Here is a 12,403-nt window from a genome sequence, read left to right on the forward strand (position 1 = left end):
CCCGCACTCCTTACCTACAAAATCACTTCCTAAGTATAATCAAGGCGTTACAGGCTCTGACCATTCATCGACAAGATGACCTTACTCACGATTAGCTGCACTGAGGAAGATTTACTTGCCATGCTCACCTCTAAAAGATCCCCGTCACTGGCATAACAAGGGCATAAGCTTTTCAATTTACTTGACCAACGTCTTTTAAAATAAGATTCAAACCAAATAAAAAATAAATATTTATAACTAAATTTGTAAAAAAATCCTGTTTCAGAGTATCATGCCGGCCGATTTTCTGGGAAATTAGTCCAGCTTATCTTTTTGTCAGGGCCATTTGCCTGACTTATCCGTCGCACTTATTCGCTAAAAGACCACAACCACAACCATTTAACGAATGAGTGTTACTTATGGTCAGGCTGTCAAAACTAAAAGTAAAGACGCTGGCTAAAACCTACTAAAACTGTTTGGAGCGGAAGTATGTCGTACCAGTCCGAAACTCTCCCAACAGGTGATGCAAATAACAGCAACAATAATCGCACCGCCTTTGACCGTTTCCTCGCTACTGTAGAGTGGCTGGGTAACCTGTTACCCCATCCAATCACCCTGTTTGCCCTGTTTGCTGTTGGTATTGTTATCATCAGTGGTATCGCCTCATGGGCAGGTCTGAGTGTTGTTGACCCCCGTCCGGAAGGCGTTGCAGGCCGTGCAGCAGATGGCATGATTCATGTCGTTAACCTGCTGACAGGTGATGGTCTGCGAATGATTGTGACCAAGCTGGTCACCAATTTCACCGGCTTTGCGCCTCTGGGCACCGTGCTGGTAGCGCTCATGGGCGTGGCTATCGCAGAACACTCCGGATTGCTCAGTGCACTGGTTCGCTCACTGGTGATGAAGGCATCCCGTAACACCGTAACCATGATCGTTGTGTTTGCCGGTATTCTGTCCAATACTGCTTCTGAGCTGGGCTACGTGGTTGTTATTCCTCTGGCGGCGATGATCTTCCACTCGCTGGGAAGACACCCTCTGGCCGGTCTGGCTGCCGCTTTTGCCGGTGTTTCCGGTGGCTATAGCGCCAACCTGCTGCTGGGTACCGTTGACCCACTGCTGTCCGGCATCACTGAAACTGCCGCCAGAATGATTGACCCGGCTTATGTCGTAGGTCCTGAAGCTAACTGGTACTTCATGTCTGTCAGTGTCTTCCTGATCACCTTCGTGGGTACCTGGGTCACTAATAAGATCATTGAGCCTCGTTTGGGCCAGTATAACGAATCGGAAGCTTCTGTTGATCTTTCTGAAGACAAAATGGAAGAAGTCACTGACCTTGAGAGGCGCGGCCTGAAACGGGCCGGACTGGCATTGCTGGTCTTGGTGGGTGTGATGGCTCTGACCATTGTTCCAGAGTGGGGCGTACTCAGACACCCTGAAACAGGTGCTGTTGCAGGCTCTCCATTCCTGAAGGGCATTGTTGCAATGATTCTGATCTTCTTTGCGATTCCTGGCTTTGTCTACGGTAAAACAGTAGGCACCGTCAAGAATGACAGAGACGTGATCGACTGCATGTCCAAGAGCATGAGCACCATGGGCATGTACATTGTCCTGGTATTCTTTGCTGCTCAGTTTGTCGCTTTCTTCGGCATGACCAACCTGGGAACCATCTTTGCGGTGCTGGGTGCCGAGTTCCTCCAGAACATCGGCCTGACCGGACCACTGCTGTTCGTCGTCTTCATTCTGATGTGTGGTTTTGTGAACCTGATGATTGGCTCCGCTTCTGCCCAGTGGGCCGTTACTGCACCCATCTTTGTGCCAATGTTGATGCTGGTGGGCTACGCTCCTGAAGTCATTCAAGCCGCATACCGTATCGGTGACTCAGTCACCAATATCATCACGCCAATGATGAGTTACTTTGGCCTGATCGTTGCATTTGCTTCACGCTATAAGAAAGACCTCGGCATTGGCACCCTGATCTCCATGATGCTGCCTTACTCCATGTTCTTCGTGATTGGCTGGAGTGTATTGTTCTTCGTCTGGGTCTTTGTAATGGGCCTGCCGGTTGGACCTGGCTCAGCGACTTTCTACAGCGCTGGCTAGCCCTCTGATATGACATTTAAAAAGGGGTGATAGTGCACCCCTTTTTATTGCTCAAAATTCATTGAGAAAAGTCAGCAGATCTAAAACCTGCTGCCCCACTGGAATAGCCACACCCACCAAAAGACCTACCAGCAAAACCTGCTCATCTGAAATTGTCAGCAATACTGTCAAGCTTGTTATACCACTTCCTGCCAATAGGTCTTAGGATATCCTCCAACAAAACAGCCATTTTTAAAGGAGTAATACTATGGCTTTATCCATCAATCTGGAAGATCACTACAATTACACCCTGCTGGAAGTAGAAGGTAAAGTGGACGCCGTTACCTCACAAATGCTCGATCGCGCTATCGAAGCCGCCACCTTTGAGGGTAATCGTCATCTGATCCTGGACTGCTCACAGCTATTCAGTATCAGCAGTGAAGGCCTGAGAGTATTACTCAACACTCGAAATACATTAACACTGCTTCACAGCCTCACGCTTTGCAATGTTTCAAGACCTATTCGATCATTGCTGGATCTGACGGGTGTCTCCCGATACATCGCTATTGCCAATGATCTGGATGAAGCTGAATCCATGCTATTTGAATCTGATGCCGAGCTGGACAGAATCAATGTAAAATAAGCTTGTCCGGCAGGAACACTTGAATTCAGACATCTGAAGACTGAAACTTATCTTCCTTGTCGGCATGAGGCAGTATCGCATTCAGTAAAACGGCAGTGATGGCACAGAGGCTGACCCCTTTCAGAGTGAACCCATCAAACGACAAAGCCAGATTACCAATACCAAACACCAGAACAACTGAGACAATCACCAGATTGCGAGGTTTACCCAGATCCACCTGAGCCTTGATCATGGTACTCAGGCCGACAACGGCAATAGAACCGAACAGCAACATCATGATTCCTCCCATCACCGGCGTTGGAATCGTAGCCAGAAAGCCACCGATTTTGCTGATAAACGCCACTGCAATGGCTATAACTGCAGCCCAAGTCATGATTTTAGGGTTGAAAGCTTTTGTCAGCATGACCGCACCGGTGACTTCTGAATAGGTAGTATTGGGAGGGCCACCCAACATTGCAGCAGCAGAAGTAGCAAAACCATCGCCCATCAGGGTATTTTTCAGACCGGGCTTTTCCAGGTATTTCTTTCCGGTAACCGAACTGATCGCCAGCATATCGCCAATATGTTCAATGGCTGGAGCAATAGCCACCGGCACCATAAACAGGATGGCATTCCAGTTAAACTCCGGGGCTGTGAACGCGGGAATAGCAAACCATGGACGATCAATGACCGGCTGAAAATCGACAACTCCCATAAACAACGCAACAATATAGCCAGCACCGATTCCACACAAAACCGGAATCAGTTTAAAGATACCACCGGCCATAGTGGAAATGGCCAGTGTTGCCACCAGAGTGACGCCCGCCAGCAACAGAGAGGTACTGTCGTCAATCGAGGAACTGTCACCGCCACTGGCCATATCAACGGCAACTGGCGCCAGCCCAAGACCAATGACCATGATCACCGGCCCCACTACCACTGGCGGAAACAGTCGATAAAGGATACCGCTGCCCCTAAGGCGAATGATGAAGCTGAGCACTACATAAAACAGGCCCGCTGCCACCATACCACCCAGGGTTGCAGGCAGCCCCCAACTTTGAACACTAAAGGTAATGGGCGCAATAAAGGCAAAAGAAGAGGCCAGAAAAATAGGCACCTGTCGCTTGGTACACAACTGGAATATCAGAGTACCAATACCCGCGGTAAAGAAAGCAACATTGGGGTCCAGCCCTGTCAACAAGGGCACCAGTACCAGAGCACCGAAGGCGACAAACAGCATCTGTCCCCCCATCAGGATCTGCCGCCATGCCGGCATCCTATCATCTGACAGGTTTATATCAGTCATAATTAGCCTCTTATAAATTGAAACTCACACAGAATCCGAAGCCTCTGAAGAAAGCCCGGATCATTACGACGGAAAAATAAACGACAAGGAATTTTTATCTTAACTACTGATTACTTACTGCATCCCTGAAAGCTTTCTCAGCACTATTTGGTTCCGAAGATTTTATCTCCGGCATCACCCAGACCCGGCATGATATAGCCATGCTCATTCAGACAATCATCCACTGACGCAGTAAAGAGAGTGACATCCGGATGTGCTGCAAGCACTTTCTCGATACCTTCCGGAGCCGCTACCAGCACCAGACAGCGAATTTCCCTACAGCCAGCTTTCTTGAGCATATCGATAGTAGCAATCATAGAACCACCGGTAGCCAGCATAGGGTCCAGCACCAGGGCAATGCGCTCATCGATGTCCTTAACCAGCTTTTCGAAGTAAGGAACCGGCTCAAGAGTTTCTTCATCCCGATAGAGACCTACGACACTGACCCGGGCACTCGGCACCAGATCAAGCACTCCGTCCATCATACCCAGACCTGCTCTGAGGATGGGTACAATAGTGATTTTCTTACCTTTGATCTGTTTGACAGTGACGTCTCCGGCCCAGCCATGAATCACATGATCTTCCAGCTCAAAGTCTTTGGTCGCTTCATAAGTCAGCATCGACCCCACTTCATTAGCCAGTGTCCGAAACCCTTTTGTACTGATACCCTTGGTGCGCAAAATGCCCAGCTTGTGCTGTACCAGAGGGTGCTTGATTTCACGTACACTCATGTCAGTTACCGATGCCTTCCAGTTAATACTGAATCTACCCACTTCACGGGCATAAACGGTCCTATTTTTACACAGCCTCTGCGACCCCACCTACAAGTTTTTCTCACACCCAACCAGAGTGAAGCTATAACTTGCTGTTCACATCTAATCTAGGTATCGTTGCCCTCTTTTTTAGACGGTTCAACTTTTGTCTACACTGCCTCGAATCTTGTCCACCAAAAAGGTCTGGAGAAGCCAGTCGTTAGCCAATGACCCGTTACCAGTAATTACCACGAGGTTCCCATCCTATGTCTGTTGATCTCGACCATATACAGCAAGTCCTCGACGAGGCAGACTGCCTTTACAATGAACAACAGATAGAAGAAGCCATCAAGAACATGGGCAGCGCTATTACTGAACAGCTGTCCAGCAGTAATCCACTGGTTTACTGCGTAATGAATGGTGGCATGGTCATTACTGGAAAGCTGCTGACCCACCTGCAGTTCCCCCTGGAAGCCTCATACGTGCACGCCACACGCTACCGTGATCAATTAACCGGTGGCCACCTGGACTGGAAAGTACGCCCTTCACAGGACATGAAAGGCAGAACGATTCTGATCGTTGATGACATTCTTGACGAGGGTCACACTCTGGACGCTATTGTCGACTTCTGCAAGGAACAGGGTGCAGAGCAGGTTCTGACTGCTGTTCTGGTTGACAAACTGCACGACCGAAAAGCACGCACCGGCCTCAAGGCAGACTTCTGCGGTCTTGAAATTGAAGATCGTTATATTTTTGGTTACGGACTGGATTATCAGGGTTACTGGCGGAATGCCAATGGCATTTTTGCTTTGAAGGGCCACTGATCACTGAGTCAACTGAACCAGTTTACCTGGAAACCTGACAGCAAACTGGTTCAACGATTTTTAATTCCGGTAGAGTTCATTCTTCCCTGCAGGCTTTTCTTGAGCGCCGCACGCTCCCGTTCAACGTCCTTAGGAACGGCCTTGCGCTCTTCAAGCACTTCCTTCTCTTGATGTTTCCGCCCCCTGCTAATTTCATCTATCTCTTTTTTAAAATCCTTTCCCTGACTGGCCTCAGCCTTAATATAAATAGCAGCGGAGTATTCTCGCTTTAGCGCAGCCCTGTCACTGGAATAAGCCTTAACCTTGCCTTCAAGAACCTTTAACTCTCCTTCAAACTTATCTCTCTGCTTACTGAGTGAGGCCACCACTCGCTTTTTGACCGACTGTTTCTGCTCTGGAGTCAATGACTTGTTGTCATTAATTTCAGCAAGCCGCTGTCGGGCCATGTTATTGATCGTTTTAAGCTTGTCTTTCAAAGCCGGGATCTCAAAGTCCCTCCTATGCTGATGCTCCCTTTTCTGGACAGCCAGCTCTTCTTTTTTATCCACTACGGCTTTGCTCAATTTTGTTATTTCTGCCCGGTACTCATTATATTTCTGACTAACTTTCTTATTAGCCTTCTGCTGAATGCCCTGCATCTGGCGGTCAAGTTGTTGATGGCGGAACTCAATTTTCTCCGATGCCGCGGAATCAACCCTTAGCTTCAGGGATCGACTTAGCTCCCTGATTTCCCCTTTCAGCTCGGCTCTCTTGTCTTGTGTACTTCTTAACTCTCTTACATCAGAGTCGTAACTCTGGAAACCGGCATCATTATTGAATGCGTCTCTGAAATTGTTCAACATTTCCTTTCGTTCATTAAAAAGTTGTGCCTTGGAAAAGTCGTAGGTTTTTCCATCCGGGGCCGGAAACTTACCCTCTTTAGGAGGGGCTTCCCTCTTGTCATAAAGTTCCAGTGATTTGGCGTACTTTTGATCAAAATCCACCAGTTTTTTCTCAAGGGCATTGGCTTTTCCTTTGAGCTCGGCCAATTGCTCTACCTTGTCATTTCTGGTGGTAAGATCCTGCTTCAAACTTTTATTGCGAACACCATCAATCAATTCCCGTGGCACAGGCTTCCAGTTTTCGTGCTTGAAGAAACGCTTCAACTCTCCATAAACATGAGCCACCTTTTGCTTCAGGACTCGTTTGACATTGGCCTTATCCGGGCTGGCAGTGCCTGATGACTCTTTTTCTAAGTGCTTTTTACCCTCTACTGCTTCGCCCTTGCGTTCATGGAGTGAAGTGTCCGGAGGAACTGACTGCTGCAACTCGCTATGCAATGGTGAAGAGGGAGGCAAATAGTTCGGATGATTACGCACTTCGACACTGCGATTCAGGCCTTGGGCTTTTGGACCAGCTTTCTCTATAACCTCATGAGAACCCTGCTGACCCGTCTGTATCGGACTTTGCCCCCCTACTGAACCTGTTACTGACATCCCTGCTTCCTCTTAAATCTTTCAGTCTATTCCTTTATATATTTAAGTATCATCCATAGTTGAGATGCTTATTCGAAGAATTTATATCATTTCGGAATAATTCAGTGCACCTGACCCGCTATAAATGCCTTATCCGCCACATTTCCGACAATCCTGATAAAAGCATTGAGATATAGGTTCCTGAAAGTTTAAAACCCATCGTGTACAATGCCGTCAAATTGTCAAAGCTATCGGGTATAACAATGAAAAAAGACAAACAGAAAGTCATTGGCGAAGAACTGAGTGATGAACGAATCAAAGAGCTGCTTACCCTTGAGCCACCTGCCGGAGTGGACCGAGCCTTACACATTCTGACCCGTGCTTATCGTGCACTTCGGGCCGGAGACTTCGAACGATTCCTGCACTTTTACTCGGAAACAGGTCTGGAGATAAACCCTGTCACACCAGAGGGTCGCACGTTTCTGTCGGTCCTGGAAACACATCATCACGCCTCACCCTATATCCAGGCTTTAAAGAACTTCGGAGCCAGCTAACACACACTTCTGAACGACCATCTATACTCTGGGCTTTAGCAGTAAAATGGAGAAGCCCCATGTTAGGTAGATGGTTCAGATGCCCTCTTGTGCTGGCTAGCACTATGATCCTGTTGAGCACCACATTGGTAGCATCAGAGAACACGGCTGTGGAAGACAAGCTCTCGACTTACAGTAAGGACTACCCAGCCATTTCATACCCCAACCTGCGAAAAGCAATGGATGCTGGAGAAGTGTTTGTGCTGGATACCAACAGGGCTGATACCTTCATCAAGGGTCATCTGCCAGGCGCCTACTCACTGGCAGACAAAACCACACTGGAGAGCCGACTCCCTACCCTAAAAAATTACCCCATTGTTGTTTATTGTGGTGGCCCACAGTGCACGTCCTGGTTTGCCGGTGCTGACTTTGCTGCGGCCCGGGGTTATACCAACATCATGCACTTCAAAGGGGGCCTGAAAGACTGGCAAGAGCAGGGGGACAATCTGGCAACAGGAAAAGCAAACTAATTTTATGCCAGTAAAAAATGTACGGAAATAGATAGATCTTTTTATGACATGCCATTAATTGACAGTGCCCTTAAATCGAAAAGTTTACACAACTGTCCTTCTTATTTCTCGCCAGAATCATTATGATGCCCGAGTGAAATATTTATACGGAAAGTTTCGATGAAATCGCTTGCCAAAGCCCTCTTTATACCACTGGTACTGTCCGCTTTATTCATGGCATCAATGCCTGCTTCTGCACATCACGCAGGTCATTCCGACCAGCTGAACGCTGAGATGAAAAAAATGGGCTTCAATTTCAAACGCTCTGGCTCAGCTAAAACCATTGAAGACATGCAAAGCTATGTAACTGAATTCCGTGAACAAGCAGAAAACGCCAGAGAGACCGGCTACTCTGACGCGCCTGAGGCATTCCAGAAAGGTATTGATCAACTGCTGACCGGTCTGGCAGGTGTTCAGGCAGCCCTCGATCAAAAAGATCTGGATCTGGCCAAACAAAGAATGAAAAAACTGAATGATATCAGAAAGAAATACCATCGAGAGTTCAATGTCTGAAAGGTTTCGATGGCCACGTGCCGTTCAGTTGATTCACTGGACGGTTGCAGCGCTCTTTTTCAGTAACTATTTCCTGGTTGAAGGGGGGGAACAGTACCATGAATATTCTGGCTGGATCATCCTTGCCCTGATAGGACTCAGACTATTCTATGGCTTGACTTTCGCCCCCGCACCCGCTCGCATTGAAGACATCAAACCCTCGTTCTCGGGCATCAAGCGTCACCTTCATGAGCTGAAAACCCAACAGCGGGGAGAAAATGGCCACAACCCGATGGGCGCTATTGCAGTCTGGCTGATGTGGATTATCCTGGCTCTGGCTGCGGTTACCGGGTGGCTGCAGGATACCGACTTCGGCTTTGAGCACGGTGTCTACGAATGGCACTCCATGCTAGTGAATGGCCTTTACTACTTTGTTGGCGTGCACTTACTGGCAGTATTGATTACTTCCTGGCTAACTCGTCGCAATCTGATTAAAACCATGCTCTAATTCGAAAAACTCATATCAAGGCGCACGGTAAACAGTTCGGTTAAACGCAAATGACTGCGTTTTATAGCATTGCTTTTTGTTAGCGCTTTAGAGAATAATTCGGGCAATGATGACACAGGTCTCGACAACACGACTGAATGCTAACCATAAGCCTTATAAACACTGCCCACAGAAACAGACCGAATCTTCTTCGATTCTGTCTGGTTTCTGTCGTTTATTTATTAGTTGTCCAATATTCCGTCAGTCACACACACAATACCCATAAAGACTTCAGCTCAAACTATCAGAGTCTATTCCAGCAACTCTCTCTGAATGATCATGCCGATCACTGGCATTGGGACCAGCATCACTCAGCAGGCTGTCAGCTAACAGCCCAGGCGCCTCCGTCTCTGGGCCTGTGTACTGTAGAAAGCAGGTTGTTCGTTCCCTACAACGTTGTAGAAAGAACCCGTTCCGTTTCTTGGGAAACCCCCACCAAAAGACTGACCCGAGCCCCGCCGGCCTTTATCTGATGTCACCAATCAACCAAAAAACCTATTTTTCAGATAAATAATCCGACGAGTGACTTTATGCACACTTTTACCAAACTGGCTGCCGGTATTGCCTGCGGAGTTCTGTCCCTGACTGTTTCTGCCGCTGACGGAGAGCAGCGCCACGTTGACGCTCATGTTCACGGACAGGGTGAACTCAACTTTGCAGTCGAAGGCTCAGAAGTCCACCTGGAACTTACAATGCCTGCCAACGATGTATTGGGCTTCGAGACTGTTACTACCGATAAACAACGCCACCAGCTCCATGAGGCTTTAAAAAAACTGGAAGCTGCCAACCTCTGGAGCATGACCCCTGCCGCCTCCTGCAAACTGGTCAGCGCCAGGGCGGCAACAAGCTCTGCTGATCGCCAGCATGATGATCATGACGAGCATGTATCTCACGATCATCACGATGAGCATGTATCTCACGATCATCACGATGAGCATGCATCTCACGATCATCATGATGAGCATGCATCTCACGATCATCATGATGAACATGGTCACAAAGGGCATAGCGGGCATATGGACATCTCAGCCACCTACGTCTTTGAGTGTGGCAATCCCGGTCAGCTAAACATCATCAACACCTCAATCTTCGAAGTGTTCGAGCGCAGTAAATCCCTAAGTGTTCAGGGCTTTACCCAGAAAGGTCAGACGGCTGCCGAAATGACCAAAAGCAAGCCAGAGGTTCGCTTCTAAAATGACTGACTCCCGCTCCCACGTTATTGAACTCAATGCTATTGAGTTCAGCTGGAAAGCAGGAATACCTGTTCTGGATATTCCTGAACTGACTGTATTCAGAGGTGAAAAGGTTTTTGTCCGAGGCCCTTCGGGCTCCGGTAAAACCACTTTATTGGGACTGCTCGGCGGCGTCATTACAGCGGAGCGGGGACAGGTTAAAGTACTAGAAAACGACATAAGTCGTTTTTCACCGGTACAGCGCGATCTCTTCCGCGCTGATCATATTGGCTTTATCTTCCAGATGTTCAATCTGATCCCCTATCTCTCTGTGATTGAGAACGTTACTCTGCCTCTGAGTTTTGCCAAACAGCGCAAAAGCAATCTCGCCAGTATGGCTGACAGTGAACAGGATGAAGCAAGACGTCTTCTCAGGCATCTGGAACTGGACGAATCCTTACTCCATCGTCCGGTCACTGAACTGAGCATTGGACAGCAGCAGCGTGTAGCGGCTGCCAGAGCTTTAATTGGCAAGCCTGACCTGATCATTGCCGACGAGCCCACATCAGCCCTGGACACGGACACCCGGGAAGCGTTCATCAATCTGCTGTTCGCAGAATGTGAAGCAGCGGGGAACACTCTGTTGTTTGTCAGCCACGACCAGAGCCTTGAATCGTTATTTGATCGCAGCATAGTGCTTAATGAAATCAACCGGGCCAGTCAGCCTCCATCGCCTGCCTCTCCCACCAGCAAAGCAATAGAGGTGGACTGATGTCGATTTTAGGCCTGGCTTTGAAGAGTCTTAAAAACCGAAAAACAACCGCCCTGCTGACGATATTCTCTATTGCTGTCAGCGTAGCTCTGCTAGTGGGCGTTGAACGTATAAGGGTCGAAGCTAAAAACAGCTTTACCAACACCGTTTCAGGTACCGATTTGATCGTGGGTGCAAGAAGCAGCTCCATAAATCTTCTGTTGTATTCTGTTTTCCACGTTGGCAATGCCACCAACAATATCACCTGGCAGACTTATCAGGATCTGACGTCTGACCCTAACGTTGCCTGGTCTGTTCCCATTTCTCTGGGCGATTCCCATCGCGGCTATCGGGTTGTAGGTACAACCCATGACATGTTTAATCATTTTCGATACGGTGATGACGAATCACTGCAATTGTCCAGGGGTCAGCCTTTCAAGGCCTTGTACGACGCTGTTCTTGGAGCTGAAGTCGCTGCCAGCCTTGGCTATGAGATCGGTGACAACCTTGTTCTGAGCCACGGCGTGGAAAGTAAGAGCCTGCTGTCACACGACGACAAACCTTTCACGGTTTCAGGCATTCTCAAACCAACAGGCACTCCCACGGACAGGATAATTATGATCTCCCTTGAGGGGATCGAAGCCCTCCACATCGACTGGGTAAGCGGTGCCCCACCCATTGCCGCATTCTCGGTTTCCGCAGATCAGACGCTGGCTATGGATCTTCAGCCTGCCAGTGTTACCGCCTATTTTGTCGGCCTGAAATCCCGTATTGGCGCTTTCCGCTACCAGAGGAAAGTGAATGAATACCGTCAGGAAGCCATGACTGCCATTCTGCCCGGCGTTGCCCTCCAGGAGCTCTGGCAACTGGTGAGCACCGCAGAAAAAGCACTCCTGGTCGTTTCCGTCATGGTAGTACTGGCTGGTCTGATGGGCATGCTCACTACGATCCTCTCTTCTCTGAATGAAAGGCGACGTGAGATGGCCATTCTTCGCTCTGCAGGGGCAAGACCCATCCATATCTTCACCCTGATGATTACTGAATCTGTCATTTATGCAGTAGCCGGAACCCTGCTAGGCTTCCTTATACTGTATGGACTGCTGCTCGCCATTCAGCCTGTTGTTCAACAAGTTCTGGGGCTGCACCTGGCCATCAGTGCACCTGGGATCTTTGAATGGTCTCTGGCTGGAATAATCATTTCCTGTGCCATTGTTCTGGGCGTGATCCCAGCCTGGCGCGCCTATAAAAACTCACTTGCTGATGGTCTGACCATAAGAGTCTAAA

Annotated in this window: 13 protein-coding genes; 10 read left to right on the forward strand and 3 right to left on the reverse strand. The window is 48.5% G+C overall.

Going from position 1 to position 12,403, the window contains the following annotated elements:
• The first annotated feature begins 468 nt into the window (after positions 1–468).
• Positions 469–2,079, forward strand: coding sequence for an AbgT family transporter (locus KBW69_RS02440; RefSeq protein ID WP_257253628.1), 1,611 nt, complete (start codon positions 469–471; stop codon positions 2,077–2,079).
• Positions 2,080–2,326: 247 nt separating this feature from the next.
• Positions 2,327–2,701: an STAS domain-containing protein gene (locus KBW69_RS02445; RefSeq protein ID WP_257253626.1), complete on the forward strand. Its 375-nt coding sequence runs from the start codon at positions 2,327–2,329 to the stop codon at positions 2,699–2,701.
• A 25-nt stretch (positions 2,702–2,726) separates the two neighbouring features.
• Here KBW69_RS02445 and KBW69_RS02450 read toward each other — a convergent pair whose 3' ends face one another.
• Together KBW69_RS02450 and upp are read right to left on the reverse strand one after the other, a co-directional pair.
• Entirely contained in the window at positions 2,727–3,986 is a 1,260-nt protein-coding gene (locus KBW69_RS02450; RefSeq protein ID WP_257253625.1) for a uracil-xanthine permease family protein, read from the reverse strand.
• A 143-nt stretch (positions 3,987–4,129) separates the two neighbouring features.
• Positions 4,130–4,756 (reverse strand): uracil phosphoribosyltransferase, encoded by a 627-nt coding sequence (upp, locus tag KBW69_RS02455; protein WP_257253624.1) that lies wholly within the window; start codon positions 4,754–4,756, stop codon positions 4,130–4,132.
• A gap of 287 nt (positions 4,757–5,043) precedes the next feature.
• Here upp and KBW69_RS02460 point away from each other — a divergent pair, with 287 nt between their 5' ends.
• Positions 5,044–5,601: a hypoxanthine-guanine phosphoribosyltransferase gene (locus KBW69_RS02460; protein ID WP_257279794.1), complete on the forward strand. Its 558-nt coding sequence runs from the start codon at positions 5,044–5,046 to the stop codon at positions 5,599–5,601.
• A gap of 50 nt (positions 5,602–5,651) precedes the next feature.
• On the opposite strand, the gene KBW69_RS02465 is transcribed toward KBW69_RS02460, so the two are convergent.
• On the reverse strand, positions 5,652–7,076 hold the full coding sequence (locus KBW69_RS02465) for a hypothetical protein (protein ID WP_257279795.1): 1,425 nt from the start codon (positions 7,074–7,076) through the stop codon (positions 5,652–5,654).
• 242 nt (positions 7,077–7,318) lie between these two features.
• On the opposite strand from KBW69_RS02465, the gene KBW69_RS02470 reads away from it, so the two are divergent.
• From KBW69_RS02470 to KBW69_RS02500, 7 genes are all read left to right on the forward strand, one after another.
• Complete coding sequence (locus KBW69_RS02470) at positions 7,319–7,609, forward strand: PA4642 family protein (protein ID WP_257253619.1); 291 nt, start codon at positions 7,319–7,321, stop codon at positions 7,607–7,609.
• A gap of 59 nt (positions 7,610–7,668) precedes the next feature.
• Positions 7,669–8,118, forward strand: coding sequence for a rhodanese-like domain-containing protein (locus tag KBW69_RS02475; protein WP_257279796.1), 450 nt, complete (start codon positions 7,669–7,671; stop codon positions 8,116–8,118).
• A gap of 159 nt (positions 8,119–8,277) precedes the next feature.
• Complete coding sequence (locus KBW69_RS02480) at positions 8,278–8,670, forward strand: cytochrome b562 (protein WP_257253616.1); 393 nt, start codon at positions 8,278–8,280, stop codon at positions 8,668–8,670.
• Complete coding sequence (locus KBW69_RS02485; protein WP_257253615.1) at positions 8,663–9,157, forward strand: cytochrome b/b6 domain-containing protein; 495 nt, start codon at positions 8,663–8,665, stop codon at positions 9,155–9,157. Before KBW69_RS02480 ends, KBW69_RS02485 begins: the two co-directional genes overlap by 8 nt.
• 569 nt (positions 9,158–9,726) lie before the next feature.
• On the forward strand, positions 9,727–10,389 hold the full coding sequence (locus KBW69_RS02490; RefSeq protein WP_257279797.1) for a DUF2796 domain-containing protein: 663 nt from the start codon (positions 9,727–9,729) through the stop codon (positions 10,387–10,389).
• A gap of 1 nt (position 10,390) precedes the next feature.
• Positions 10,391–11,140: an ABC transporter ATP-binding protein gene (locus KBW69_RS02495; protein WP_257279798.1), complete on the forward strand. Its 750-nt coding sequence runs from the start codon at positions 10,391–10,393 to the stop codon at positions 11,138–11,140.
• Positions 11,140–12,402: an ABC transporter permease gene (locus KBW69_RS02500; protein ID WP_257279799.1), complete on the forward strand. Its 1,263-nt coding sequence runs from the start codon at positions 11,140–11,142 to the stop codon at positions 12,400–12,402. Before KBW69_RS02495 ends, KBW69_RS02500 begins: the two co-directional genes overlap by 1 nt.
• Position 12,403: the final 1 nt, after the last annotated feature.

The organism is Endozoicomonas sp. ISHI1, from assembly GCF_024606225.1.
Classification (GTDB): domain Bacteria; phylum Pseudomonadota; class Gammaproteobacteria; order Pseudomonadales; family Endozoicomonadaceae; genus Endozoicomonas_A.

Bases quoted from the DNA above. Each gene is read 5' to 3' on its own strand.
- KBW69_RS02445 (WP_257253626.1), top strand. From the start codon at position 2,327: ATGGCTTTATCCATCAATCTGGAAGATCACTACAATTACACCCTGCTG.
- KBW69_RS02485 (WP_257253615.1), top strand. From the start codon at position 8,663: ATGTCTGAAAGGTTTCGATGGCCACGTGCCGTTCAGTTGATTCACTGG.
- upp (WP_257253624.1), bottom strand. From the start codon at position 4,756: ATGAGTGTACGTGAAATCAAGCACCCTCTGGTACAGCACAAGCTGGGC.
- KBW69_RS02500 (WP_257279799.1), top strand. From the start codon at position 11,140: ATGTCGATTTTAGGCCTGGCTTTGAAGAGTCTTAAAAACCGAAAAACA.
- KBW69_RS02480 (WP_257253616.1), top strand. From the start codon at position 8,278: ATGAAATCGCTTGCCAAAGCCCTCTTTATACCACTGGTACTGTCCGCT.
- KBW69_RS02475 (WP_257279796.1), top strand. From the start codon at position 7,669: ATGTTAGGTAGATGGTTCAGATGCCCTCTTGTGCTGGCTAGCACTATG.
- KBW69_RS02495 (WP_257279798.1), top strand. From the start codon at position 10,391: ATGACTGACTCCCGCTCCCACGTTATTGAACTCAATGCTATTGAGTTC.
- KBW69_RS02460 (WP_257279794.1), top strand. From the start codon at position 5,044: ATGTCTGTTGATCTCGACCATATACAGCAAGTCCTCGACGAGGCAGAC.
- KBW69_RS02440 (WP_257253628.1), top strand. From the start codon at position 469: ATGTCGTACCAGTCCGAAACTCTCCCAACAGGTGATGCAAATAACAGC.
- KBW69_RS02470 (WP_257253619.1), top strand. From the start codon at position 7,319: ATGAAAAAAGACAAACAGAAAGTCATTGGCGAAGAACTGAGTGATGAA.
- KBW69_RS02490 (WP_257279797.1), top strand. From the start codon at position 9,727: ATGCACACTTTTACCAAACTGGCTGCCGGTATTGCCTGCGGAGTTCTG.
- KBW69_RS02450 (WP_257253625.1), bottom strand. From the start codon at position 3,986: ATGACTGATATAAACCTGTCAGATGATAGGATGCCGGCATGGCGGCAG.
- KBW69_RS02465 (WP_257279795.1), bottom strand. From the start codon at position 7,076: ATGTCAGTAACAGGTTCAGTAGGGGGGCAAAGTCCGATACAGACGGGT.